Source organism: Kosakonia cowanii JCM 10956 = DSM 18146, assembly GCF_001975225.1.
GTDB classification, from domain to species: domain Bacteria; phylum Pseudomonadota; class Gammaproteobacteria; order Enterobacterales; family Enterobacteriaceae; genus Kosakonia; species Kosakonia cowanii.
In genome coordinates, this window is sequence record NZ_CP019445.1 from 4,230,590 (window position 1) to 4,256,335 (window position 25,746).

The following is a 25,746-nucleotide window of genomic DNA, read 5'->3' on the forward strand; positions in this document are numbered from 1 at the left end:
TGTTATCAATAGTTGTTCTGGCCGAACCCGCGCGCGGCGGGCCGGCTATGGGCGTTAAATCCGCCCGTAACGATCGGCGAAGCGCACAATATCATCCTCTTCCAGGTACGAACCGGAGCGTACCTCAATCAGGTCGAGAGGGATCTTGCCCGGGTTTTCCAGGCAGTGGCGCGCGCCGAGCGGAATGTAGATAGATTCGTTTTCGCCCAGCAGTTTGACTTCATCATCGATGGTGACTTTTGCCGTACCGGCAACCACCACCCAGTGCTCGGCGCGGTGGTGGTGCATCTGTACCGACAGCCCCTCGCCCGGTTTCACGGTAATACGTTTCACCTGATAGCGATCGCCTGCGTCGATGGAGTCATATTTACCCCACGGGCGGTAGACTTCGCGGTGAATATGGTGCTCGTGACGCCCTTCGGCTTTGATCTTCTCGACCACCTTTTTCACGTCCTGCACCGCATTACGGTCGGCGATCAGCACCGCGTCTTTGGTCTGCACCACCACTAAATCTTTTACGCCAACGGTGGTCACGAGACCGGATTCGGCATAGACGTAGCTGTTTTCGGTTTTGTGGCTGATCACATCGCCGTGGTGCACGTTGCCTTCCGGCGTCTGCTGGCTGATCTCCCACAGCGAAGACCAGGAGCCAACATCGCTCCAGCCTGCGTCCATCGGCACCACCACTGCATCGGCAGTGCGTTCCATCACCGCGTAGTCGATAGACTCTTCCGGGCAGGCGAGGAACGCCTCTTCATCGACGCGGATAAAGTCCATATCGGGGTCGGTGGCATCCATCGCCTTTTCACAGGCTTCGAGAATGTCCGGACGATATTTTTGCAGCTCTTCCAGGTAGCGACCGGCGCTGAACAGGAACATGCCGCTGTTCCAGTAGTATTCGCCGCTGGCGACATACCCCTGCGCGGTTTCCAGGTTCGGTTTTTCAACAAACTGCGCCACTTCAAACGCCACAGTATCAACCTGTCCTGGGCTGACTTCGCCGCGGCGGATGTAGCCGTAACCGGTTTCGGGCATATCCGGCACGATGCCGAAGGTGACCAGTTTGCCCGCCTCGGCATACGGCATGGCATTACGTACTGATGTACGGAACGCCTCTTCATCCTGAATAACGTGGTCCGCTGCCAGCACCAGCATCAGCGGATCGCTATCCGGGTTGTGGCGTTTGACCGCCAGCGCTGCCAGCGCAATCGCCGGTGCGGTGTTGCGGCCTGCCGGTTCAAGAATGATGTTCTCCGTCAGCTTGTTAAGCTGGCGCAGCTGTTCTGCGACGATAAAACGGTGCTGCTCGTTACAAATCACCACCGGGCTTTCGCACTCAACGCCGTTCAGGCGGCAGACGGTGGTCTGCAACATGGTGAGATCGCCCTTCAGGCAGAGAAACTGTTTAGGGTAAAGCACGCGGGAAAGCGGCCACAGACGGCTGCCGGAGCCACCGGCCATTACGACCGGATAGAGTTGCGTTTGACTCATGATTTATCCCCATTGCCGTCGAAATTGAGGCGCGCCTCATGCGCCGCGCCATCGTGGGCGGCTGCGGGCGTCGCGGATTTCTCCGGGCTGATATCTGCAATAAACTGGCTTAACACGTTCTCTTTTTCGAGCGTGCGTTCGGCATATTCACGTGCCACCGTGTTGTTTGTGGGCAGCGCTAACGCGCGTTCAATGCCCGAGGTCAGCGCATCGACCGATTCCGGTTCGACGCAGACCGCAATGCCAGGCTCATTCAGGCAGAGCTGGCCAAGTTCGGTACTCTCTTCGGCGGTGATCACCGCATTGCCGCCCACCGCCAGAATGTTGGTCAGCTTGGAGGGCAATACCGCATCCGCCGCGCCGCGCTTCTGGATAACCAGGTGGCAATCGCCAAGCGTGAGCAGCGCCGGCAGCGCTTCATAAGGCTGCAACGGGAAGAATTTCACATTGTCGAGGCCGCGCTCGCTGACCATTTTCTCCAGCCGCGCTTTGCCCCCGCCCTGCCCGACGATGGCGAACAGCCACGGATGGCCCTTCAGTCGCGCAGCGGCTTCAATCACATTTTCTAATCCCTGCTTCTCACCGATATTGCCGGAGTAAAGAATGATTTTTTTGTCATCCGGCAGACCGAGGTCGCGGCGTAACTGCGCAACGCTTGCCGCGTCGACATCACGAAAACGCGCCACTTCGGACCAGTTCGGGAAGAAGATAATCTTGTCAGCTGACACGCCCTTCTCACGCGCTTTGTTCATCATCGAGCGGGAGATGGTGGAGACGTTGTCAACGTTATGCAGATTGCTGCGTTCAAACGCGGCCGCCAGTTTTGCCACCAGGCCGCCTTTACCTTTGCCCGCCATGCCTAACCCGAGCATGGCGTCCACTTCATAATCCTGAATGTGCAGCAGCGTGCGCGCGCCGCTCAGTTTTGCCAGCAGGCGCATGCCCGGCGTGCAAAACAGCGTCGGCACCACACCGATGATGCGATCCGGCTTCCAGCTGCGCTGGGCCATCAGCGGGAAAAAGCTGCTGACGGCAAAGCTGCCTAAGTGCAGCAGACGCTTGATGGTCGACGGCTGCTTCGGCACGTAGAGCGGGCAGCGCCACACCGTGGCGGCGCCCTGCTCTTTACGCCAGCGCCAGGCACTGTAAGGGTGCCCGACTTTCCACTCCGGGTAGTACGGCGGCGCAGTGATGACGCGAACGTCATGGCCCTGACGGGCCATCCACTCCACCATTTCGCCGGTGTACTTACCGATCCCGGTCAGTTCCGGCGAATAGTTGATGCCATAAACCAGGATTTTCATAAGCCCGGCACTCCCTGCGCGTCGAGGAAATAGGCGCGGCTGTTGTCATGCACCAGCGGGTCGGCAATCAACGCCTCCGGCGAAACCCAGCGATAGTCATCGTGCTGCTCCGTTGGCAGGGCGAGGGTCTCCTCGTCCACGCGCAGACGGAAGCCGAGCACGATGTAGTGGGTCGTAAAATCGGGGCCGGAGAAGTTATCGTCATAGAAGTGCTGCCAGACGCCGTAAAACTCACCTGCCGACATCGGCAGGCGCAGTCCCAGTTCCGCCTGAGTCAGCCGCTCGAAAGCGGCTGCCAGCGGCTCGTCCTTTTGCACGCGTCCGCCCGGCACGAACCAGTATCCCTGGGCCGGACGGTTAGTGCGTTTGCCGAGTAAAAACTCGCCGCGTGAGTTCTCCACGATCAGATCGATAGAGATCAGCGGGGTGGAACGCACCACCGTGGCAAAATCTTCATGACTTAAAAACATGCTTACCCCCGGAACCGGTGCTGGTTTTCAAGGAACCACTGGTAGGTGCTAGCCAGCCCCGCTTCCAGTGAGATCTCGTGATACCAGCCCAGTTGATGCAAACGGGTCACGTCCAGCAGCTTACGCGGCGTGCCGTCAGGCTTGGTGGCGTCAAACACCACGCGGCCTTTGTAGCCCACAACGCTTGCAACCGTCTGCGCCAGTTCGCGAATGGTGCAGTCAACGCCGGTACCGACGTTGATGTGCGACAGCATCGGTTCGGTATTCTCCTGCCACACTTCGCGCGCCAGTTCCTGCACATGAATGCTGGCTGCTGCCATATCATCCACATGGAGGAATTCACGCATCGGCGTACCGCTGCCCCACACCACCACGTCTGCCGCATTCTCCTGGGTCGCTTCGTGGAAACGACGCAGCAGCGCAGGAATAACGTGCGAGTTGCTCGGGTGGAAGTTGTCGTGCGGACCATACAGGTTGGTCGGCATCACCGAGCGGTAATCGCGGTCATACTGGCGGTTGTACGATTCGCACAGTTTGATCCCGGCGATTTTGGCAATCGCGTACGGCTCGTTCGTCGGCTCCAGCGTCCCTTGCAGCAGCTCGCTTTCAGCAATCGGCTGCTTCGCCAGTTTCGGGTAGATGCAGGACGAACCGAGGAACAACAGCTTGTTCACGTCGTGCTTGTGCGCCGAGTGAATGATGTTGCTCTCAATCATCATATTTTCGTAGATGAAGTCCGCCGGGTAGGTATTGTTCGCCACAATACCGCCCACTTTCGCTGCCGCCAGGTAGACCTGGTCAATACGTTCGCTGGCGAAAAACGCGTCTACCGCCGCGGCATCCAACAGGTTCAGCTCTTCGCGGGAGCGCAGCACCAGTTCGATATCCGCACGCTGTTCGAGCTGCCGTACGATGGCTGACCCCACCATCCCGCGATGGCCAGCCACAAAAACACGTTGTTTGGTCATGCTCAGGACTCCAGCGCGATGGCAACCTCGTAACCGTGGGCCTTAAGCAGTGAGTGTTTTTTCGCTGCTTCCAGATCTTTTGCCACCATTTCGGAGACCATCTCCTGCAGGGTAGTTTCCGGTTTCCAGCCCAGTTTTTCGTGCGCTTTGGTCGGGTCGCCCAGCAGGGTTTCCACTTCAGCAGGACGGAAGTAACGCGGGTCAACGGCAACAATCACATCACCCGGTTTCACGCCCGGCGCATCGTGGCCAGTTACGGAAACAACGATACCCTTCTCTTCTACGCCAGTGCCTTCGAAGCGCAGTTTGATACCGAGCTGAGCGGCAGCCATTTCAACGAACTGACGTACGGAGTACTGCACGCCGGTGGCGATAACGAAGTCTTCCGGCTGTTCCTGCTGCAGCATCATCCACTGCATTTTCACGTAGTCTTTGGCATGGCCCCAGTCACGCAGGGAGTCCATGTTGCCGAGATAGAGGCAGGATTCCAGGCCCTGAGCGATGTTGGCGATCGCGCGGGTGATTTTACGGGTCACGAAGGTTTCGCCGCGACGCGGGGATTCGTGGTTGAACAGGATGCCGTTACAGGCGTACATGCCGTAGGATTCACGGTAGTTCACGGTGATCCAGTAAGCGTACAGTTTGGCAACGGCATACGGAGAGCGCGGGTAGAACGGCGTGGTCTCTTTCTGCGGGGTTTCCTGCACCAGGCCATACAGCTCAGAGGTGGATGCCTGATAGAAACGGGTTTTCTTCTCCAGACCCAGGAAGCGGATCGCTTCCAGCAGACGCAGCGTACCCATAGCGTCGACATCAGCGGTGTATTCCGGGGATTCGAAGGAGACCGCAACGTGGCTCATCGCGCCCAGGTTGTACACTTCATCCGGCTGCACTTCCTGCAGGATACGGGTCAGGTTGGACGTATCGGTCAGATCGCCGTAGTGCAGGTGGAATTTCGGGTTGCTTGTGTGCGGATCCTGATAAATGTGATCAACACGCTCAGTATTGAAAGAGGAAGCGCGGCGTTTGATGCCGTGAACTTCGTAACCCTTTTCCAGAAGCAGTTCTGCCAGATAAGAGCCATCTTGCCCGGTAACGCCGGTGATGAGAGCGACTTTAGACATAATTTATTTTCCTCAATGTTCCCTGTTAGGGAGTTACCTTTTCAACGCGTTCGCGCGTTACCACTGCGGGATTGCCCCGACAAATCGCATTTGCCGGTAGCGATTTAAAAACACTGCTGCGCGCACCGACGACCGTGCCGTCGCCGATAGAAACGCCGGGAGCAACAAACACATCCGTCGCCAGCCAGCACTTCTCGCCAATCACGATAGGCGTCGCGTTAATATCGAAATGCGCGCTCATATAGTCGTGACTGCCGGTGCACAAATAACACTTCTGTGACACCACAGAATTTGCGCCGATGGTGATGTCGCCGAGCGTATATAACACCGCGTCATCCCCCACCCAGCTGTAATCACCCAGGGTTAATTTCCATGGGTAGGTAATTTTGACCGAAGGTCGAATCACCACGCCTTTACCTACCTTTGCGCCGAACAGGCGTAATAAGAAGGCGCGCCAGCGATAAAGCACCTGCGGAGACCAGGCAAATAATGTCGCCTGCACCGCCCACCACAGTTGAACCTTAATAGCGTTCCCGCCCCGAAAGCCTTTCGGCACGGAGAATCCGTTTAAATCTTGCATATTCTTTCCTTATGTCCGGGCGTTACGCTTTGTTATATAAAGCCTTTGCTTTACCCGTCGTCCGTAAACGCAACATATAGGATAATTCTGCCCAGAAGCCCGGGACGTGTAATATCGTGCGCTGAACTTTACGGGCGTCTTGACATAATTCGAGATTATTAGAAGTGGATACACCGCCCATCGAAAATTCAGATACCAGCCCTTTCAGACGCTTAAACGGAAAGCCCGCTTTAAACATTCTGGCCGCTAACGCGTAATCGGATGAGACTTTAAATTGCAGATCGTAGGGGTACGTTTTTAACCCGTGCACCGGGAAAAAGATGGCCTGGTGGCTGGCCGGCAGGCTGTGATAAATATACCAGCCGCTTTTCGCATTGCGACGCAGCTTGCTGCCGTCGCCGAAATCAAGCAGCGCATCGCCGATATACATCGCGGTCTCTTTCGCTTCGCTTAACTGGCGAACAACATCGACGATCTCTTCATGGAAAATATCGCCAGAATTAAGAAATATCGCAAAACGTCCTGAGGCCATATCGATGCCTTTATTCATGGCATCGTAAATACCTTTATCGCGCTCGCTTATGAAACGTAAATTATATTGTCCATTGAGGCTTTTCAGAAAATCCTCAGTGCCGTCCTGTGAACCGCCGTCAACCACGATCCACTCGAACTCGATATCTTGCGCTTTCGCCAGGTGAGCCAGCGACTGCCAGGTCTTCATCACACCTTCATAATTGCGAAACGCGACAGTAATAACACTTAGCAGCATGTGACCCACCTTCTCATGAACTGACAATATTCAATGCCTTACGAAGAATAAATGGACAAACAATTAAAAATGCATATTCCGGACTAAAAATTGACCCCGTAAAAAACAACGAGATCGGGGTAAACAAGAAAAGTTGAACGCGAAAATTCTGATTGTTGCCAAAAGCATTCATCGTCATTTTAGCGACTTTAAACATGTACCATCCGGTCAGTATTACCGCTAACCATGAAAAATAAATGATCAGCAGATACAACCCATTGTCTATTGTTTTCCCGACGTCTGCACCGTTAAAGATTCCGAATGATGCGACATATTCATAAAGTGAGCCGAATCTTACTACGCCATCAATATTGGTCAGCGAATATCCAACCATCACAAGCGGACCGATAATTCGGTAATAAGAGGAGGAGCCTTCCGTTCCCAAATCGCCAATACGCGTTGCAATATAAGGAAAAGCAAATACGAGGCCCACGACAAACACCGCAAGTGAAATAATTGCCAGCGGTAATTTCTTCTGAATCGCCTCTTTATTAAGATACTGGAACGCCCATTCCAGCAGGTAAAACATGATAAATGTCATTACCCCGGAGAACGATCCTGAGAGAACTATCCCTGCCAGAATCATAGCATCGGTCTTCGGCGTTTTGATACCAAACTGTTTGATGCTGAGCCAAATTGAGATTAACGCCAGAGCGAAGAATGCCGGTTCGAAATAGAGCGCCGTGGTTCGCTTACCGCCGAACTTGATAAAATTCAGCACGTAACTGTTGCTGTAAATAAGATATTTCGAAATTATTTCCATCAAACTACTGCCGCCGGTAAGAATGATCTGAGCCATCTCCATTGCGGCCAGCGTGACAATTAACGCCACCACCATATAGAAAAATCTCAAAATCTTTCGGTAGTTATGCGGCGAGATCGTTTTGAAGCGAATACTCCACACCATGCCAATAATGATCACGATGTAAACAAACAGCATTGTCGACGTGACATATTTACTGGCATCCAGTGACTTACCGAAAATAAAGTTGAAGAGCGTTAATCCTGCACCGAGCATCAGCGCTAACATCAATTTTTTCAGGTTGATGCGCTCAACGTAGAGCAGCAGCATCACCGGTAAAAACGTCACAATCGTGATCGGGAAGCTCTCACCGAGCTGGAATAATTTCACGTTGACCAGCAGGTAGATCAACGGCAGCAGCAGATAGCTACAGACTCTGATAGAACGAGACATACTCCTCCAGCATCTGATGACCGCTATAGGCCTGGCGGCTGCGCGCGCGAAACGCGTCGAGGCTCTCGCCAAACACCGCCTGGGCAATTTCTGCTTTATGGCACTGCACCAGCGGCAGCACCTCCTCTTCACTGAAGGTTTTCCCGCCCGACTTTTGCAGCACTTCGCGCGCCGCATCGCTGTGGGTGGCGATCACCGGCACGCCGATGGAGAGGGCTTCGCAGAGGATCAGCGGGTAGTTATCGACGCGCGAACTAAAGACCAGCGCATCCATCTCATTGAGCTCGCTCATCAATTTACGCTTATCAGTAAGAAAACCGTGGTTAACCACCTGCGGCCCCTCAAACGGGGAAAATTTGCCGAAGGTGTGTAACTCGACGCGATCTTCAAGGGCCATAATGTCGCGCACCAGCTTTTGGTTGGTTTTCCCGTCGTAGCGTAAATCGTGGGCGACGATAGCGATCTTCGGTTTTCCCTGCGTCACTTTTACCGGCGCGAGCTGGGCGAGGATCTCTTCTGTCGCGACATCAATACCGTTGTTGATAATCTGACAACGGCCAGCGCCATACAGACTATTAAAGGCGTCAGCCACATGCTGGCTTGGGGAGATAAACTGGCAACCCAGTGACAGCATGGTGTTAAACAGCTGGCGCTTGCGGCCCACTAACTGATGCGCGCGATCGATTTTGACCGGCGGATAGTTACTCAGCGTCGGGCACTTCTGGCAGTTGCTCTTCCACCCTTCGCAGCCGTCGGTAAAGGCGCAACGGCCAGTAACGCTCCAGTGGTCGTGCAGCGTCCAGACGAAGGTGACGTCCGGCTTGTGCGCTTTTACGCGCTGGCAAAACGCTACCAGATCCTCAAGGTTGAGCCAGTAGCTGTGCATCACATGGAAATGGAGCACCAGCGGCCCTTCGCTGCGGGTCACGTTGCGATAAAGATTATTGAGGTTGCCGAAAACATCGCGGTTAAAGAGGCGGAACAGCGCCAGGTTGGCAATCGAGGTCAGACGCGGCGTCTGTTTATAGACGTTCTGATAGTTGTCATGGCTGACACTCTTTTTGCCGCCTTTACCGTAGCCATAAATAAAGCGCGACTGATAACCCTGCTGCAGTGCCCGCTGGTGAAGATCCAGCGCAACACCCGCAGCACCGCCCTCTGCGAGGCGTACGTTAAACTGCAAAATATTCATTTAATCACCTTCACGCGCGCTTTTTCACCCACCACCAGCGCGTTGTCCGGCACACTGTCGAGCACCACGCTGCCTGCGCCAATGGTGACATTGTTGCCAATGGTAATATCGCCAATCATCACCACATTCGCGCCCAGCTCAACGCCGTTGCCAATCACCGGGCAGGCCAGGCTGTCGGCGCCGCGGTTGCCGATGGTCACACCATGGCGAATGGTAAAATCATCACCCGCTACGACATTTTTATTAATCACCACCGCATAACCGTGGTGAATGGTGAAACGCCGACCGATAGTTGCTGCCGCCTGGATCTCATAGCCAAACAGGCATTCGGTGATAAAGCGGTAGAGCAGAATGACCGGCGCGGCCCAGATATTGTTAATCACATGCTTTTTGCGCCACACCGAGCAGAAGTGTGCGATACGGTAGGCTGCAACCATGCAACACGGGCGCAAGTTCCAGTGGTTTGCGCGAAAATCTTCCAGTCGCATTATTTACCCCGCAGCCCATCAGCCAGACGTTTGCCGTTGCGCACGGAAAAGAGCGTCAGCAGCGTGCGCCAGTTCATCCGCTTATTGCGGATCTGGTAGAGGGTGAAGAGTTGGTACTTCTTGCTGGCACGGTCGAACTTATCTTTGTGCTTGCGATAGAAGTGGAAGTAGCCGGAGAACTTCTTCGGTGAAGAGGTGATCTGCATTTCACCGTGGTTGATATGCAGGATCTGCGTCGCCTCTTCAATTTTGAACGGCTCGCCATACTCGGTCACCATGCGCAGGAAGATGTCGTAATCCTGGGCGGCTTTCAGTTGGGTATCAAACAGCGACTCTTTAAACCGCCACGCCCAGGTGAAAACCTGGTTGCCGACGATATTGCGTTTGTAGAAGAGTTTGCGGGAGAACGGCGATTTCGGGTAGAGCGGTAGGCTCGCCGGTTGCGCGTAGACTTCGCCCTGACACACATAATCATTGGCGTAGAGAAACGCGCGGGTATTAAGCAGATGTTTATGGGCGAGGAAGACCGATAAGCGGTTTGGCGTCCACTCATCATCATCATCGATACCGGTAATGTATTGACCACGCGCCTGCAGAATGGCCTGGTTGCGCACGGCGCAGGCACCGGAGTTGAAGTCGTTGCGCGTATAGCTGACGCGCGGGTCGCCCAGTTCGTCAACAAACTGCTGCAGCTGATCGAACGACGCGGAGCAGTCATCAACGATGATCATTTCCCAGTGCGGGTAATCCTGGCGCAGCACCGATTTAATGGCGCGGATGGCCAGCTGCTGACGGTTCCAGGTAGGCATATAAATTGAAATTAATGGGTTTGCTGTTGTGCTCATGATGCGATCCCTAATGCGTTCAACATGCCGCTTTTCGCCCTCGCTTACGCCCTCCCCCCGTTAAGGGGAAGGGCGAAGCACGCTGAGGGTAGAGGTATAAGTCTTGTTATTTCGAGTCGGACTTGTATTCGTACTCGTAGTAGCCGTAATCCTGATAGCCGGTTGCGCGGCGGAAGATGGAGTTCAGGATGACGCCTTTCACCTGGATGCCGTTCTGCTCGAAGCGGCTCAGGCTGGTCTGGATCTCTTTCAGGGTGTTGACCGCGTAACGCGCCACCATCAGCGTGGTGCCCGCATGGCGACCTACTACAGCCGCATCGGTCACCGCGAGGATTGGCGGGGTATCGATCAGCACCAGATCGTAGTTTTTGCTCGCCCACTCAATCAGCTGGGTAAAGCGTTCGCTCATCAGCAGCTCAGATGGGTTAGGCGGCACCTGACCGCGCGGAACCAGGTCGAAGTTGCTGATAGAGGTCGGCTTCGCGCAGCTCTCGATGGTGCCCTTCCCTGCCAGCACATCTGACAGGCCGTTGATATTGTCGGTACCCAGCAGTTCGTGGGTGTAGCCTTTACGCATATCACAGTCGATCAGCAGCACGCGCTTGTTGGTCTGGCTGATAACCGCCGCAAGGTTGGCACAGACAAAGGTTTTACCGATGGAGGGGCTGACCCCGGTCATCATCAACACATTGTTGTTGGCCTGCATCATGGCGAAGTGGAGACTGGTGCGCAGGCTGCGAACCGCTTCAATCGCCAGGTCGGTCGGGTTACCCACCGCCAGCAACTGGCTCTGCTTGAAGCGGCGTGCCCCTTTGGCGACTTGCGCGTTATCACGCTCCTTCTGCCACTCGGAGAGCGGGATGCTGGCATAGACGCTGATACCGTGCTCTTCCAGCACCTGCGGGCTTTCGATACCGCGGTTGAAGAGGGAACGCAGCAACACGCCAACGACGGAGATAATCAGACCGAAAATAATGCTGCCGAGAATAATCAGCGCTTTTTTCGGCTTCAGCACGCCAGGCTGGGTGATTGCCGGGTCAACGATGCGCACATCGCCCACGGTGCTCGCCTGAGTGATACGCAGCTCCTGCTGTTTATTCAGCAGCTGCATATAGACCTGCTGACCAGATTCAACGTCGCGGGTCAGGCGCACGATTTCCTGCTGCGTCTGCGGCATGGCCGTAATGCGTTTATTGAGCTTGGCCTTCTCATCTTCCAGCGCCTGGCGTTTCTCCAGCAGCGTGCGGTACGCCGGGTGCGCTTTGGTGTAGAGCTTGGAGATCTCCGCTTCTTTGAAGGTCAGTTCGTTCAACTGCGCATCAATGTTGACCACCGAGTCGAGCACCGATTTGGCTTCGAGCGGCAGGTCGACGGAGTCTTTCGTCTGGCGATAGGCGTTGAGCTTATCTTCCGCGACGTCGAGGTTATGACGCACTTCCGGCAGCTGCTTATCGAGGAAGATCAGGCTTTTTGCCGCTTCTTCCGATTTGCGCTCAATATTCTGCTCAAGGTAGTTGCGGGTGATGCTGTTGAGAATGGCACGGATCTGATCGCGATCTTCGCCGGTGTAGCTGAGGCTCAGCACGCCGGTGTCTTTACCGTTCTCCACAACCGTCAGGTTGTTTTGCAGATTGTTGATCATGCCAAGGGTCGAGAACTTGGTGACGGTAAACTCGCTGTCGTCAGAGGCCTGAATCGCGCTCACCATCATGGTGACGCCCTCTTTGCTCAACGGTTTGCCCACTTCACCGCGCGCTTCAAACCCGCCGTCGCTGCTCAGCAGATAAGTTTTCGGGCTCAGCACTTTAAGGGTGAAGGTCTGATCCGCCCACCCTTTCGGCAGTTCGAATGAGGTGACCTTAACAGTCTCATTCTGCCGCCCCATCAGGCGATCCCAACCGGCGCCGAACAGTGGGAAGGTGTTTTTCACCACCGAGATGTCGAGGTCGAGATCGTCAACGGTTTTGCCCAGCACCAGGCGGGACTGGATCAGCTGGATTTCCGCTTCCGACGCCGGCGGTTTGTTACTCAACGCGCTGTTAATATCCTGCACCAGCGAACTGCCGGTATTCTGCTCGATCTGCACCAGCGCATCGGCGCTGTAAATGGGCGTGGCGAACATGCAGTAAACGAGCGCGGCGAGGGCAAATAGCGCGGTAATGCCCAGCACCCACCAGCGAGCCTCAATGATTGTGCCGAGTAGACGGCCAATATCGATTTCGTCATTGCCCACTGCCGACGTAGCAGAATGCGAATGGTGTGTTTTCTCTGTCATTATTATCCCTGCTGAGCTTGCAATGCCTGCGCCCAAAGGCGGGCAGACTGGTCAAGTAAGGTGTAAACGGCTTCAAAAGCTTCGCGACTTTTGCGATACGGATCGGGGATCTCCCGTTCGTTATCCCAGTGGCCAAACAACATGACCTTTCCACGCATCTCGGGGGTAAGTTCGCACAAGCGGGAGATGTGTCGCTTCTCCATGACCAGAATCAGATCGAATTCACGACACAATTTCCCGGAGATCTGGCGTGCGACATGCCCATCCAGCGAGAGTTGGTTATCTGCCGCCACGGCCGTGGCGTTGGCATCTGCGCTATGCCCGACCAGTGCGCCCAACCCCGCGGACTCAACCGTGAGCCCGGGGTGGTATTTTTTCAGTAGCCGTTCCGCTGTCGGGGAACGACAAATGTTCCCCACACAAACCACCAGAATTTTGTTGAACATGCCTGTTACCACGTATGAATATCTTTGGCCGTATCCGTCATGTAGCGAACGCCACTGATGGTTGGCAGCAACTGGTTGATAAGACGGTTCCAACGCGATACCGGTGCGGTGGTGACATAAACAACGTCATAAGGCTGGAGGCGGAAGTTGGTGGCCATCACCAGCGACGTGGCATCCGACATATCAAGCTGGTAGATGTTGGCAATCTTGTTGCCGCGACCACCCTCGCCGTTCTTGATCGGACGGATGACGAAGATACCGCTGGCGTTGGAGGAGGTCAGGTCGAGACCTTCTGCCTGGCCAAGCGCTTCGGTCAGCGTCATGCCGCTGAAGTCCATTTTGAGGGTGCTCTGTTTTTTCACTTCGCCCATCACGAACACTTTCAGATCGTCATTGCGCGGAACAAACAGAATGTCGCCCGGATAGAGCAGACGGTTCTGGCTGAGGTCGCCGTTTTGCATCAGCGCCTGCAGAGAGATGCGCTCCTCTTTGCCTTTGTGGGTCAGCACGACATTGCGCCAGTCGGCAAGATCGGTCAGACCGCCCGCGGCGTTGATCGCGTCAAGCACGGTCAGCGGCACGTTGGTGATCGCCTGCTGGCCTGATTTATTAACCTGGCCAGAGACATAGGCTTTTTGCGAGCGGAACGCGGCGATATTAACGTCCACCTGCGGGTCGGCAATATAGGTCGCTAAGCGGCTGGTAATATCACTACGTATTTCGGCCAGGGTTTTACCCACCACGCGGACTTTGCCGATATAGGGGTAGAACATGGTGCCATCCGGCTGCACCCAGTTGCCGGTATCGCTGGAGCTGCGATACTGACCGGCAGGGGTGGTTAATTCCGGGTGATCCCACACAGTGACGCTCAGGACGTCGCCTGGACCAACGCGGTATTCATAAGAAGAGATCTCTTGATCCAGCGACATGTTAGGTTGAGCAACGTTTACGCGTGGGCGCAACTGCTCAATCAGACGCGGGGTCAATGGATAAACGTTCACCATACTGTCTAAATCAAAGTCAGCATCCTGCTGTTTAATCACGTCCTTTCCCGATGTCGACATATTGCTACCCGGGAATACGGTGCAGCCACTCATTAAGCTTATGGACACCAATAATGGCATCAATTTCATTTTAGATTTCATCATTGATTAATTATCACTATGGCAGAGTAATTATCCTGTGCGATTTAAATAAGCGCTCAAGCAGTACACAGAATCAGAATGCAGTTAATTCACCAGGAATATAACTAGCATCAGTCCTAAAAAGCATTTATCCAACCCCATGACATTACAGAATAATCCGGCTGCAGTCATGCCTACAGGCATGCTACCGCCCCTGGCTTCCAGTTACCAATGCACTGATCATCGATATGTCGTTGATAGTCATCCTTTACATCCTCGTCAGGGCGCCAGCTGCGGCGCGCACTAAATACGGCGGGTATCCTTTTCCGCATCGAATAACAACGCGGAAATTAACATCGCAGGTATATTTGAAAGATGCCGATGGAATTGTTGCAGCTAAGCCTAAGGCAGGCAAGGCGGCATCTCCTGGCAGGAGCTTTTTTAAGAATAATATTAACGTCGGGTTTTCAGGTTTTTAGGAATTAACTTATATTGACAACTTAGGGATGCAGCCCGCCCCATACGATAGTTCCTAAATTCGCACCTTAAACAGCAACAAATAAACATAATCACCATGCGGGAATGTAATTAAATAACTCTTAAATATCTTATTAAATAAGATTAATCGCAGGCGGCATTGCATTCGTACTGAAAGTTACCCATGATCTCCTCATCACAATGCTCAACTTATATAAGGTTTTACGCTAACAATGGAGTGGATTGCTGATCCATCAATCTGGGCCGGGCTGATCACACTGGTGGTCATTGAGTTAGTGCTCGGTATCGATAACCTGGTCTTTATCGCCATCCTGGCGGAAAAACTCCCCCCTGCAGAGCGCGACCGCGCCCGCGTGACGGGTTTAATCCTTGCTATGCTGATGCGCCTGGTGCTGCTGGCCTCCATTTCGTGGCTGGTGACACTCACGCAACCGCTGTTCACCGTGCGCGGTTTAAGCTTTAGCGCCCGCGATCTCATCATGCTGTTCGGCGGCCTGTTCCTGCTGTTTAAAGCCACGGTAGAGCTGAACGAGCGGCTTGAAGGGAAAGACAGTGACAACCCCAGCCAGCGGCGCGGGGCAAAATTCTGGGCGGTGGTCGCGCAAATCGTAGTGCTCGACGCGGTCTTCTCTCTCGACTCGGTGATCACCGCCGTCGGCATGGTCGATCATCTGGCGGTGATGATGGCCGCGGTCGTTATCGCCATCTCGCTGATGCTGCTGGCGAGCAAAGCCCTCACCCGCTTCGTCAATAATCACCCGACGATTGTGATCCTCTGCCTCAGCTTCCTGCTGATGATCGGCTTTAGCCTGGTGGCGGAAGGCTTTGGCTTCCATATCCCTAAAGGCTATCTCTATGCAGCGATTGGCTTCTCGGTAATGATTGAGTCCCTCAATCAGCTGGCCATCTTTAACCGCCGCCGTTTCCTGTTTGCCAACCATACGCTGCGCCAGCGCACCACCGAAGCGGTGATGCGCCTGCTCAGCGGGCGTAAAGAGGATGCGGAGCTGGATGCGCAAACCGCCTCGATGCTGCGCGACAGCGACGATGCGCAGATTTTCAATCCGCAGGAGCGGCGGATGATTGAGCGCGTGCTGAACCTCAATCAGCGCACGGTGAGCAGCATCATGACCTCGCGTCACGATATCGAACATGTCGATCTCAACGCGCCGGAAGCGGAGGTGCGTGCCCTGCTGGATAAAAACCAGCACACCCGCATTGTGGTGACCGGCGGTGAGCAGGAGGAGTCGCTGCTCGGCGTGGTGCATATTCTCGATCTGTTGCAGCAGTCCCTGCATGGCGAACCGCTGGATCTGCGCGTACTGGTGCGCCAGCCGCTGGTCTTCCCTGAGGGGTTACCGCTGTTGCAGGCGCTGGAACAGTTCCGTAATGCCCGTACCCACTTCGCTTTCGTGGTCGATGAGTTCGGCTCGGTCGAAGGGGTGGTGACATTAAGTGATGTGATGGAGACCATCGCCGGTAACCTGCCCAACGAGGTGGAGGAGATTGACGCCCGCCATGATATCCAGAAAAACAGCGATGGCAGCTGGACCGCCAACGGCCATATGCCACTGGAAGATCTGGTGCAGTATGTGCCGTTGCCGCTGGATGATAAACGCGATTACCACACCATCGCCGGGCTGTTGATGGAGCATCTGCAGCGTATTCCCGCTCCTGGCGAAGAGGTGACGATTGGCGATTTCCGCCTGAAAACCCTGGAGGTTGAGAGCCACCGGGTGCAGAAAGTGCAGCTTATCCCCATAGCAAGCGACGTTCCTTCCGACTACGAAGTGTAAACCAGCCGGGGTTCGCCCCGGCTCACTCCTCCCCTCTTTTCTCCCTCGCTTTAACATGGATCGCCCAGGCCTTCACTGGCGATTTAATGCACGAAATTTCTTGTTTACGCACGAATACACGCGATATGATGCCTGAAAACGCACAAAGGAGCATCTATGCAAACAGAACAGGCACAAGCACGCATTATCACGGCAATCCCGCTGTCGCAGGATTGGGGAAAGCTGACGAAATACACCTTCGATTTTCGCCGCCGCGACGGGGAGTGGCAGCGTCAAAGCCGGGAGGTATACGACCGCGGCAATGGCGCAACAATCCTGTTATACAACCGCAGTAAACGCAGCGTGATCCTTACCCGGCAGTTTCGCTTACCGCTGTTCGTGAACGATCATGCCGGTTTTTTACTGGAGGCCGCCGCCGGGCTGCTGGATGAGCTGGATGCGGAGACGCGCATAAAGCAGGAAGCTGAAGAGGAGACCGGATACCGTCTTGAGCGGGTCGAAAAGGTATTCGAAGCCTGGATGAGCCCCGGCTCGGTCAGTGAGAAGCTGCACTTTTTTATCGCCGAGTATGACGAGAGCCGCCGTACCGGCAACGGCGGCGGTCTGATCGAGGAAGGAGAAGATATTGAAGTAGTGGAGATGACCTTTACCGATGCGCTGGCCGCTATCCGCAGCGGAGAGATTGCCGATGGCAAAACGATTATGCTGCTCCAGCACCTGGCCTTAGAAGGCGTTCTTTAATACCCTCATAACGCCCGTAGGCCTGATAAGGCGCAGCCGCCATCAGGCATTTCACCCTGCACCATCACCGTAGGCCTGATAAGGCGCAGCCGCCATCAGGCATTTCACCCTGCATCATCGCCATAGGCCTGATAAGGCGCAGCCGCCATCAGGCATTTCACCCTGCATCATCGCCATAGGCCTGATAAGGCGCAGCCGCCATCAGGCATGTCGCCCTGCACTATCGCCGTAGGCCTGATAAGGCGCAGCCGCCATCAGGCATTTTACCCTGCACCATCGCCGTAGGCCTGATAAGGCGCAGCCGCCATCAGGCATGTCGCCCTGCACCATCGCCGTAGGCCTGATAAGGCGCAGCCGCCATCAGGCATCTCACCCGATGGCGCAAAACTTACATCTTATCGAGCAGCTTCTTCACATCTTTGCTGCTCTGCTTATCCTTGTTGCGATCGGCCCAGTCGCTCAGGCGGCGTTTCGCCTCATCCTGCAGATGCTTACGCAGCAGCTGATCTACCTGCAGGGTGTAGTTGAGCGCCTGCCACGGCCCATAAACACGCAGCGGAATCGGCGTCGTTTTCAGGAAGTCGATAAGCTCGCTCTCCCCTTGCCAGCCGCCCAGCACCTGAATATTAAAGCGGGTATCCGCCTGCTCTTTCACCAGATCCATTTTGCCTTCACCGGTGAGGGAAATAAGCGGCGAGCTGCCCTGCATATTACTCAGCGTCATCTGCCCCGCTTTCAGCGCCAGATCGCTGCTGAAGCTGTCGAGCCGCGTCGCCGTGTCATATTTTTCCTGCGTCTGCACATCGGTGCTGCGCGCCACCGCCTGCTGCACCAGCTGCTGGAAGTTGAGCCCTTCCATGCGGCTATTTTTCAGCTCAACGTGCGCCTCGCCCTGCCACAGACGGCGAAACTCTTCTGCATCAATATTTGGGCCGGAGAAATCACCCGCCATCGACAGGCTACCGGTAAGCGCGATGGGATAATTAAAGGCTTTCAGAATGTCGCCAATCTCAACATTGTCGAGGCGCGGCTGGAACACCGCCCGCGATGCATCGCGGCGCACATCCAACTGCCCGGAAGAGAGATCTGCCCGGCACCCATTTTGCCCTGCAGGGTCGGAATGGAGAGCAGGCCAGCGTCATTGTTGAACTGGCCGCTGACATCGGCAAACTGCATCCCGCGCCAGCGCACGGCTTTTGCGGTTATCCCCACCTGGGCGGTGAAATCACGCAGGCCATTAAAATGCGGCACATCGGCGCTGTTAGCAATTACCGGACGCGGCGGACGGCTTTGCGCCTGGCCCTGTTGATCCGGTGCGCTGCTATCCGCTGCGCTATTTTGCGGCGGCAGCAGATTATCGAGATTGAGATTATCGAACTGCAAATCCAGTGCCCATACCGGCAGGGTGCCAAAAGTCACGCTGCCGTGTCCGGTCAGGACGCTATCATTGGCGCGCAGTTTCAGCGCGCTTAGCGCCAGGCGTTGCTGGTCGCCCTGCCACTGCGCCTGCAACTCGCCTTCACCTTCGATACCTTGTGATGGCACATCGCCGCCGCGCAGCTGCCACTTGACGCTATCCACCACCGCAGAGAGGTTATGTGGATAGTCGCGCGCGTCGAGATTCGCGCGCAGCGCCAGGGTTAAATCACGTTGATTACGGTTGATGCGCCCGGAAAACTCCAGCGCCGCCTGATGCTGTTCGTCCTGCTCCATCTGCAGCCGGATATCGCGCACCGTCATCTGCTCATCGTTCTCATGCTGTAAAACCAGCACGCTGTCCGCTACCTGCAGACTGCCGATATCCCAGGACCAGCCGCGATCCTCTTCCGCCTGCGGCAGCGTGTTTTCACGCGGTGCGACAGGTGCGTCTTTATCCACCCTGGCCTGGGTTTCAGGCGTCAGTTGGATCACCGCGCCTTTTAACATCACCTGCTTAACATGCAACTGGTGGGAGAGCAGAGGTATGAGATTGACGTCGAGACGCATATTGTCTGCTTTAACCACCGGCGTCTGCGCGCCCGGCGCGGTTAACGTCATGCGCCCTGAGAGAATGCTGAGCTGCGGCCAGACGTGCCAGCGCAAGGGGCCATCAAGCTGTAAGTGATAGCCGCTGCGCGCTTCAACCTGACGCACCATATAAGTACGGAAATCGTTGGGGTTGACCAGCAACACCAACGCTGACAGGCCGGCAATCAGCACGACCAACAGGATCATCAGCGTGGTTAACACTCTTCTCATGGCGTCCTCTGCAGAGATAACTTGCTCAGTCTTTATCGATACGGCTGGCAACCGCGCCCTGCTGATCGCGATACTTCGCATCTTCGCGGCGGTTGTAAGGGCGCTCGGCCGGGCCGGAGAGCGGCTCGAAGCTCAGCGCGCCGATCAGCATGCCGGGGCGCAGCGCCAGCGGCAGTTTTCCTGAATTATAGAACTCCAGCACGATGCAGCCAGACCAGCCGGGATCGATACGGTGTGCGGTGACGTGCACCATCAGCCCTAATCGCGCCAGCGACGAGCGGCCATCGAGCCAGCCAACCAGATCCGCAGGCAGGGTAACGGACTCATAGGTCACTGCCAGCGCCAGCTCGCCCGGATGGAGGAAAAAGGCTTCGCCATCGGCGAGGACAATCTCATCGCTCATCACGCGATCGAGGGCGGCGGTCACTTCCTGTTTCGGCCCGCTCAGATCGATAAATGCTGCGGTATGACCACTGAATGTGCGGAATTTGTTGCCCAGACGGACATCCACCGTCGCGCCATTAATTCGTTCTACCGGCGGACGCGGGTTAATTGCGAGTCGGCCCTCATTCATCCAGGCTTCGATATCGCGGTCACAAAGACGCATGGCACATTCTCCTTTGGTGCGACACGCCCCTGAAAAAGCCTCAGGGGACGAGTAGTTAACACTGAGTTTGACAGCCTAACATGTATTATTCAAAAAATTGGCTGATTTTGGCTTTCAGAATGTCGATGGCGATACGGTTCTTGCCGCCGCGCGGCACGATGATGTCGGCATACTGCTTGGAGGGTTCGATAAATTGCAGGAACATCGGACGCACAGTTTTCTGGTACTGCGCCATCACCGAATCCATCGAACGCCCGCGCTCATTCACGTCACGCTTGATGCGGCGCATCAGGCAGATATCCAGCGGCGTATCGACAAAAATAGAGAAGTTCATCTCATCGCGCAGGCGAGAGTCGGTCAGCAGCAGGATCCCTTCCAGAATGATGACTTTTTTGGCTTCGATACGAATGGTCTCGGCGGTGCGGGTATGCTCAACATAGCTGTAGACCGGTAATTCAATGGATTCGCCGCGTTTAAGCGACTGAAGATGCTGGAATAACAGACTGTGATCCATCGCGCTTGGATGGTCATAGTTGGTTTTAACACGCTCTTCCATCGACAGATGGCTTTGATCTTTGTAGTAGCTGTCTTCGGGAATAACGCCAATGTGTTCATCACCCACCTGCTCGCGTAACTCGCGGTAAAGCGTACTGGCAATAAGACTTTTACCTGAAGCAGATGCGCCGGCGATGCCGATGATGACGCACTGATGTGACTGATCAGTCATAAATTTAGGGACCTGATTAACCTGGATGTAAAGGAAGGAAGACGCCTTGGCGTCAAACGCGGCAATTATAGGGATTTCACCGCCGCGATACCAGTCGAAAGCGCGGCTCCGGGCGATAAGCAAAAATGGCGGCATTTTTCGCCAATCTGCGCGCTTTTTTTCTCAGCAAGGTGGGTAAAAATGACGCACCGGGCGCGTTTTATGCATTCACTAAGTAATTAATAACCCTATGATGTCAATTTATGAGCGCACGCCATAGGAATTGTAAATTGTTTGTACTAGCATAATCCGAAATTCTCATTTCATTCGTCGGCCGCCGTGTCGGACGGCACAGGGTTGCGGATAAAGCGGTAATGAAAAAACAATACCAACACGTTTTGGTTACCACACCACATCCCGTGCTGCGGCTAATAAGTCTTGGACTGCTCTCTTTTTTCTTCACGCTCTTCTCTCTTGAGCTGATTCGATTTGGCACCATTATTGCGCCGCTCTGGTTCCCCACCGCCATCATGACCGTTGCGTTTTACCGCCATGCCGGCAAGATGTGGCCGGGCATCGCCCTCGCCTGCGCGCTGGGTAATGTCGCTGCCACCATTGCGCTCTTTTCGCCGTCGTTTCTCGATTTGCGTTATACGCTGGTCAATATTGTTGAAGCCGTTGCAGGCGCGATCCTGCTGCGCAAACTGCTGCCTTCCTATAATCCGCTTAAAAATCTTACCGACTGGATACGCCTTGCCATTGGCAGCGTGCTGATACCGCCGCTGATTGGCGGCGTGCTGATTTGCTTGCTGGTGCCGACGGATAACCTGCTGCGCACCTTTATTATCTGGGTGTTGTCGGAAGCGATCGGTGCGCTGGCGCTGGTGCCGCTCGGTCTGCTCTTCAAACCCCACTATCTGCTACGCCATCGTAACCCCAAACTCCTGCTGGAAAGCCTGGTTACCCTGATCCTGACGCTGCTGTTGAGCTGGCTGGCGCTGCACTATCTGCCGTGGCCCTTTACCGCCGTGATTGTGCTGCTGATGTGGAGCGCGGTACGCCTGCCGCGCATGGAAGCCTTCTTAATTTATCTCGCGACGGTGATGGTGGCCTCGCTGGTGCTGGCTATCGATCCTAATGTCGTGAGTATGCCGAAGAGCGGCGTGATGATGAATGCGCCGTGGCTGCCCTTTTTGATGATTCTTTTGCCGGTGCATGTCATGACCATGGTGATGTACGCCTTTCGCACCGAGCGCAAGCACATCATCGAGAGCGAAGCGCGTTTTCGTAACGCCATGGAGTATTCAGCGATTGGCATGGCGCTAGTCGGTACCGACGGCCAGTGGTTACAGGCTAACAAAGCCCTGTGCCAGTTTCTCGGCTACAGCCAGGAGGAGCTGCGTCTGATGACCTTCCAGCAGCTCACCTGGCCGGAAGATCTGGCGCGGGATATGGCGCAGTTGCAGCAGCTGACGCGCGGCGAAATTGCCAGCTATTCGATGGAAAAACGCTACTACACGCGCAACGGCGATCTGGTCTGGGGCCTGCTGGCGGTCTCGGTGGTGCGTCACGCCAACGGCACTCCGCTCTACTTTATTGCCCAGGTTGAAGATATTAACGATCTCAAGCAGACCGAATGGGTCAACAAACGGCTGATGGAGCGCATTACCCTCGCTAACGAAGCGGGCGGCATCGGCATCTGGGAGTGGGAGCTGGAGCCGGACATCATCAGTTGGGATAAACGGATGTTCGAGATGTATGAAGTGCCTGCGCATCTCAAACCGACCTGGCAGCTCTGGTACGAAAGGATTGTGCCGGAAGACCGCCCGGAAACCGAGCGGGTGATCCGTGACGCGCTGGCGTCGCGCATCGCGTTCAAGCTTGAGTTCCGCATTGCCGTGACAGACGGTATCCGCCATATTCGCTCGCTGGCCAACCGCGTCCTTAATAAACAGGGCGAGGTCGAACGGCTGCTCGGCGTCAGTATGGATATGACGGAGGTAAAACAGCTTAACGAAGCGCTTTACCAGGAGAAGGAGCGGCTGCATATCACTCTCGACTCCATCGGAGAAGCGGTGCTCTGTACCGATGTCGAAATGAAAGTCACCTTTATGAACCCGGTCGCCGAGAAGATGAGCGGCTGGTCGCAAGAGAGCGCCATGGGTCAGCCTCTGCTGAAGGTGCTGCACATCACTTTTGGCGATAGCGGCCCGGTACTGGAAAATATTCACAGTGGGGATATGTCACGCACGGATATTGAACAGGACGTGGTGCTGCACTGCCGCGCGGGCGGTAGCTTCGACATTCACTACACCATTACCCCGCTCAGCACCCTCGACGGGCAGAATATCGGCTCGGTGCTGGTTATCCAGGATGTGACCGAATCGCGCAAAATGCTGCGCCAGCTGAGCTACAGCGCCTCGCACGATGCCCTTACCCATCTGGCAAACCGCGTCAGTTTCGAGGCGAACCTTAAACGCCTGCTGTCGACGGTACAGGAGTACCATCAACGCCATGCGCTGGTGTTTATCGATCTTGACCGCTTTAAAGCGGTTAACGATAGCGCCGGGCATGCCGCTGGCGATACGCTGCTGCGCGAGATCTCAACGCTGATGCTCAGCCTGCTGCGCTCAACGGATATTCTTGCCCGCCTGGGCGGCGATGAGTTTGGCCTGCTGCTGCCGGAGTGTAATGTCGAAAGCGCGCGTTATATCGCCGGTCGTATGATTGAAGCGATCAATGATTATCGCTTTAGCTGGGAGGGCCGCGAGCACCGCATCGGTGCCAGCGCCGGGATAACGATTATCGATGAGTATAACCATCAGGCTTCCGAGGTGATGTCGCAGGCCGATATCGCCTGTTATGCCTCGAAGCACAGCGGTCGTGGTCGGGTGACGGTCTATGAACCGAAACAGGGGCTGATGCAGCATGAGCGCTCGATGATGTCGCTGGAGGAGCAGTGGCGCATCATCAAAGAGAACCATCTGTTAATGATTGCGCGCGGCGTCGCCTCACCGCGGGTGCCGGAAGCGTGCAACTTCTGGCTGCTCTCCCTGCGCTTGTGGACCAGCGAAGGGGAAGTGATGGAGGAGCACGCGTTTCGCGCCGGGCTCCATGAGCCGGAGCTGATTCGCGCCCTCGACCAACGCGTCTTCCATGAGTTTTTCAGTAAGCATGCGGCCGCCATCACCGCCAAAGGGTTGGGCGTCGCCCTGCCCCTCTCCGTGCACGGTCTGGCAAGCAGTAGCCTGGTGGATGAACTGTTATCTCTGCTTGAGAGCGGCCCGATGCCGGGGCGTCTGCTGCATCTGGTGATCCCGGCAGATGCGCTGGTGCGCGAAGGCCATGCCCGGATTGAAAACCTCAGACGTCTGCGTCATGCGGGGTGTCGCATTATCCTCAGCCGTGTCGGGCACGATCTCGATGTTTTCGAGCACATCACACCGCATATGGCTGATTATCTGCTGCTGGAGCCGGAGCTGGTCTCTAACGTGCACGGCAATTTGATGGATGAGATGATGGTGACCATTATTCAGGGGCATGCGCAGCGCCTTGGGCTGAAGAGCATTGCCGGGCCGACGCATCAGCCAATGATAATGGATACGCTCTCCGGGATTGGCATTGACCTGATTTATGGCGATACCATCTCCCAGGCGCACCCGCTCGATTTGATGCTCAATACCAGTTATTTCGCCATCAACTAACTGCCGGATGGCGGCTACGCCTTATCCGGCCTACAAAACCCGCCCCGCAACCGTATGCACACTTCCCGTAGGCCCGATAAGCGAAGCGCCATCGGGCATTAGCGCCGGACTTTCCGCAGGCCTGATAAGCGCAGCGCCATCAGGCACCAGCACCGCAACCATGCTTCCGTATGCCCGATAAGCCCAGCGCCATCGGGCATTGCGTTATGGCTCGGGCGACCACGCCTGCGTAAACCAGATATGCAACAGCGCGTAAGAGCGAAACGGCTGCCAGCGCTCGGCATAACGGCGCGTCTGCGCGGGCGTCATCCCGGCGAAACGCTGCTTAATCGCATAATCATCCGCTAAGAAGATATCTTTCGCCTGCCAGCCGCGCAGCGCAAAGTAGTTCGCCGTCCAGCGCCCAATTCCCGGATAGTTCATTAGCGCTTTCACCCCCTGCTCCACATCATCTGGCCTCTGGAGTGGAAAGGTGCCGTCGCAGGCAGCCTCGGCAAGGGTAATCAGTGCCTGGGCGCGCTTTAGCGGCATCCCGAGACTTTTCAGCACCTGTGCATCGGCGGCGGCAATCTGCTGTGCGGTGGGAAAGGTGATAAAGCCCGGCGCTTCATCCATCACTTCGCCATAACGATGCGCGACTTTCGCCGTCAGCTTTGCCGCCATCGCCACGCTCACCAGTTGCCCGAGCACAGCGCGCACCGCCTGCTCGAAGGGATCGATCGAGCCGGGCAGCCGCAGGCCAGGGCGCGCGGCGGCGAGATCGCCAAGCCGCGTATTGATACGCTCCGGCTCGCAGGAGAGATCAAATAACCTCTCCAGCCGCTGCAAACAGTGTTCAGCAACCGGTTCAAGCCCCTCACTTAAGGTGACCTTCAGCGTCGCGCTTGTCTCATCCGGCTCGGCGGTAATAATCCCGCGATGGCCGCCAAAGGCACAGGAGCGCACATAGCGCGACTCGCTCACCACTTCCACGCCCGCGACGGCGCGCGCGCCTAAGAAACTCAACATCCACGCCCAGTCATAGGGCGGCTGCCAGTGCAGTGTGTACATACCATCTCCCCGCTGATAATGCTAAAAGCATAACAACTCAGGGAATTTTCGCCTTGCTTTCATATTCCGGTTGTCGCCCTGCACGCATTCCGCTAA

The 25,746-nt window shown here is 55.6% G+C and carries 20 protein-coding genes and 1 pseudogene; 3 read left to right on the forward strand and 18 right to left on the reverse strand.

The window, feature by feature from the left end:
* Positions 1-54: 54 nt before the first annotated feature.
* The 14 genes from cpsB to BWI95_RS20185 form a co-directional block, all read right to left on the reverse strand.
* Positions 55-1,491 carry a mannose-1-phosphate guanyltransferase gene (gene cpsB, locus BWI95_RS20120; RefSeq protein WP_054803225.1) on the reverse strand — a complete coding sequence of 479 codons (1,437 nt, stop codon included), beginning with the start codon at positions 1,489-1,491 and terminating at the stop codon, positions 55-57.
* A complete protein-coding gene (gene wcaI / locus BWI95_RS20125; RefSeq protein WP_023479230.1) occupies positions 1,488-2,795 on the reverse strand; it encodes a colanic acid biosynthesis fucosyltransferase WcaI in 1,308 nt (435 codons plus the stop codon). The genes cpsB and wcaI overlap by 4 nt, the downstream gene beginning before the upstream one ends.
* Positions 2,792-3,265 (reverse strand): GDP-mannose mannosyl hydrolase, encoded by a 474-nt coding sequence (locus BWI95_RS20130; RefSeq protein ID WP_023479130.1) that lies wholly within the window; start codon positions 3,263-3,265, stop codon positions 2,792-2,794. The genes wcaI and BWI95_RS20130 overlap by 4 nt, the downstream gene beginning before the upstream one ends.
* A gap of 2 nt (positions 3,266-3,267) precedes the next feature.
* The gene (gene fcl / locus BWI95_RS20135; protein ID WP_023479152.1) at positions 3,268-4,233 is read right to left on the reverse strand and encodes a GDP-L-fucose synthase; all 966 of its coding nucleotides are present in this window, start codon (positions 4,231-4,233) and stop codon (positions 3,268-3,270) included.
* 2 nt (positions 4,234-4,235) lie between these two features.
* A complete protein-coding gene (gene gmd, locus BWI95_RS20140; RefSeq protein WP_023479093.1) occupies positions 4,236-5,357 on the reverse strand; it encodes a GDP-mannose 4,6-dehydratase in 1,122 nt (373 codons plus the stop codon).
* A 25-nt stretch (positions 5,358-5,382) separates the two neighbouring features.
* Positions 5,383-5,937 (reverse strand): colanic acid biosynthesis acetyltransferase WcaF, encoded by a 555-nt coding sequence (gene wcaF, locus BWI95_RS20145; protein ID WP_042712841.1) that lies wholly within the window; start codon positions 5,935-5,937, stop codon positions 5,383-5,385.
* 22 nt (positions 5,938-5,959) lie between these two features.
* On the reverse strand, positions 5,960-6,706 hold the full coding sequence (gene wcaE / locus BWI95_RS20150; protein ID WP_054803226.1) for a colanic acid biosynthesis glycosyltransferase WcaE: 747 nt from the start codon (positions 6,704-6,706) through the stop codon (positions 5,960-5,962).
* 13 nt (positions 6,707-6,719) lie between these two features.
* Positions 6,720-7,940, reverse strand: a complete 1,221-nt coding sequence (gene wcaD / locus BWI95_RS20155) for a colanic acid polymerase WcaD (protein WP_076770131.1) — start codon at positions 7,938-7,940, stop codon at positions 6,720-6,722.
* Entirely contained in the window at positions 7,915-9,132 is a 1,218-nt protein-coding gene (wcaC, locus tag BWI95_RS20160; RefSeq protein WP_054803227.1) for a colanic acid biosynthesis glycosyltransferase WcaC, read from the reverse strand. The genes wcaD and wcaC overlap by 26 nt, the downstream gene beginning before the upstream one ends.
* A complete protein-coding gene (gene wcaB / locus BWI95_RS20165; protein WP_023479173.1) occupies positions 9,129-9,620 on the reverse strand; it encodes a colanic acid biosynthesis acetyltransferase WcaB in 492 nt (163 codons plus the stop codon). The genes wcaC and wcaB overlap by 4 nt, the downstream gene beginning before the upstream one ends.
* Positions 9,620-10,465, reverse strand: coding sequence for a colanic acid biosynthesis glycosyltransferase WcaA (gene wcaA / locus BWI95_RS20170; RefSeq protein ID WP_054803228.1), 846 nt, complete (start codon positions 10,463-10,465; stop codon positions 9,620-9,622). Before wcaA ends, wcaB begins: the two co-directional genes overlap by 1 nt.
* A gap of 106 nt (positions 10,466-10,571) precedes the next feature.
* The gene (gene wzc, locus BWI95_RS20175) at positions 10,572-12,740 is read right to left on the reverse strand and encodes a tyrosine-protein kinase Wzc (RefSeq protein WP_076770132.1); all 2,169 of its coding nucleotides are present in this window, start codon (positions 12,738-12,740) and stop codon (positions 10,572-10,574) included.
* Positions 12,741-12,742: 2 nt separating this feature from the next.
* A complete protein-coding gene (gene wzb / locus BWI95_RS20180) occupies positions 12,743-13,186 on the reverse strand; it encodes a low molecular weight protein-tyrosine-phosphatase Wzb (RefSeq protein ID WP_023479231.1) in 444 nt (147 codons plus the stop codon).
* A 5-nt stretch (positions 13,187-13,191) separates the two neighbouring features.
* Complete coding sequence (locus BWI95_RS20185) at positions 13,192-14,334, reverse strand: polysaccharide export protein (protein WP_023479113.1); 1,143 nt, start codon at positions 14,332-14,334, stop codon at positions 13,192-13,194.
* A 686-nt stretch (positions 14,335-15,020) separates the two neighbouring features.
* Here BWI95_RS20185 and BWI95_RS20190 point away from each other — a divergent pair.
* Together BWI95_RS20190 and BWI95_RS20195 are read left to right on the forward strand one after the other, a co-directional pair.
* Positions 15,021-16,604, forward strand: coding sequence for a TerC family protein (locus BWI95_RS20190; protein WP_076770133.1), 1,584 nt, complete (start codon positions 15,021-15,023; stop codon positions 16,602-16,604).
* Positions 16,605-16,760: 156 nt separating this feature from the next.
* The gene (locus BWI95_RS20195; RefSeq protein ID WP_076770134.1) at positions 16,761-17,345 is read left to right on the forward strand and encodes an NUDIX domain-containing protein; all 585 of its coding nucleotides are present in this window, start codon (positions 16,761-16,763) and stop codon (positions 17,343-17,345) included.
* Positions 17,346-17,733: 388 nt separating this feature from the next.
* Here BWI95_RS20195 and asmA read toward each other — a convergent pair.
* From asmA to udk, 3 genes and pseudogenes are all read right to left on the reverse strand, one after another.
* Positions 17,734-19,583 (reverse strand): annotated as a pseudogene (gene asmA, locus BWI95_RS20200) (outer membrane assembly protein AsmA).
* A 25-nt stretch (positions 19,584-19,608) separates the two neighbouring features.
* Positions 19,609-20,190, reverse strand: coding sequence for a dCTP deaminase (dcd, locus tag BWI95_RS20205; protein WP_023479188.1), 582 nt, complete (start codon positions 20,188-20,190; stop codon positions 19,609-19,611).
* Positions 20,191-20,275: 85 nt separating this feature from the next.
* Positions 20,276-20,917 carry a uridine kinase gene (udk, locus tag BWI95_RS20210; RefSeq protein WP_023479149.1) on the reverse strand — a complete coding sequence of 214 codons (642 nt, stop codon included), beginning with the start codon at positions 20,915-20,917 and terminating at the stop codon, positions 20,276-20,278.
* A gap of 353 nt (positions 20,918-21,270) precedes the next feature.
* Here udk and BWI95_RS20215 point away from each other — a divergent pair, with 353 nt between their 5' ends.
* Positions 21,271-24,600, forward strand: coding sequence for a diguanylate cyclase (locus BWI95_RS20215; protein WP_054803230.1), 3,330 nt, complete (start codon positions 21,271-21,273; stop codon positions 24,598-24,600).
* Between the two features lie 204 nt (positions 24,601-24,804).
* On the opposite strand, the gene alkA is transcribed toward BWI95_RS20215, so the two are convergent.
* A complete protein-coding gene (alkA, locus tag BWI95_RS20220; RefSeq protein ID WP_076770135.1) occupies positions 24,805-25,650 on the reverse strand; it encodes a DNA-3-methyladenine glycosylase 2 in 846 nt (281 codons plus the stop codon).
* Positions 25,651-25,746: the final 96 nt, after the last annotated feature.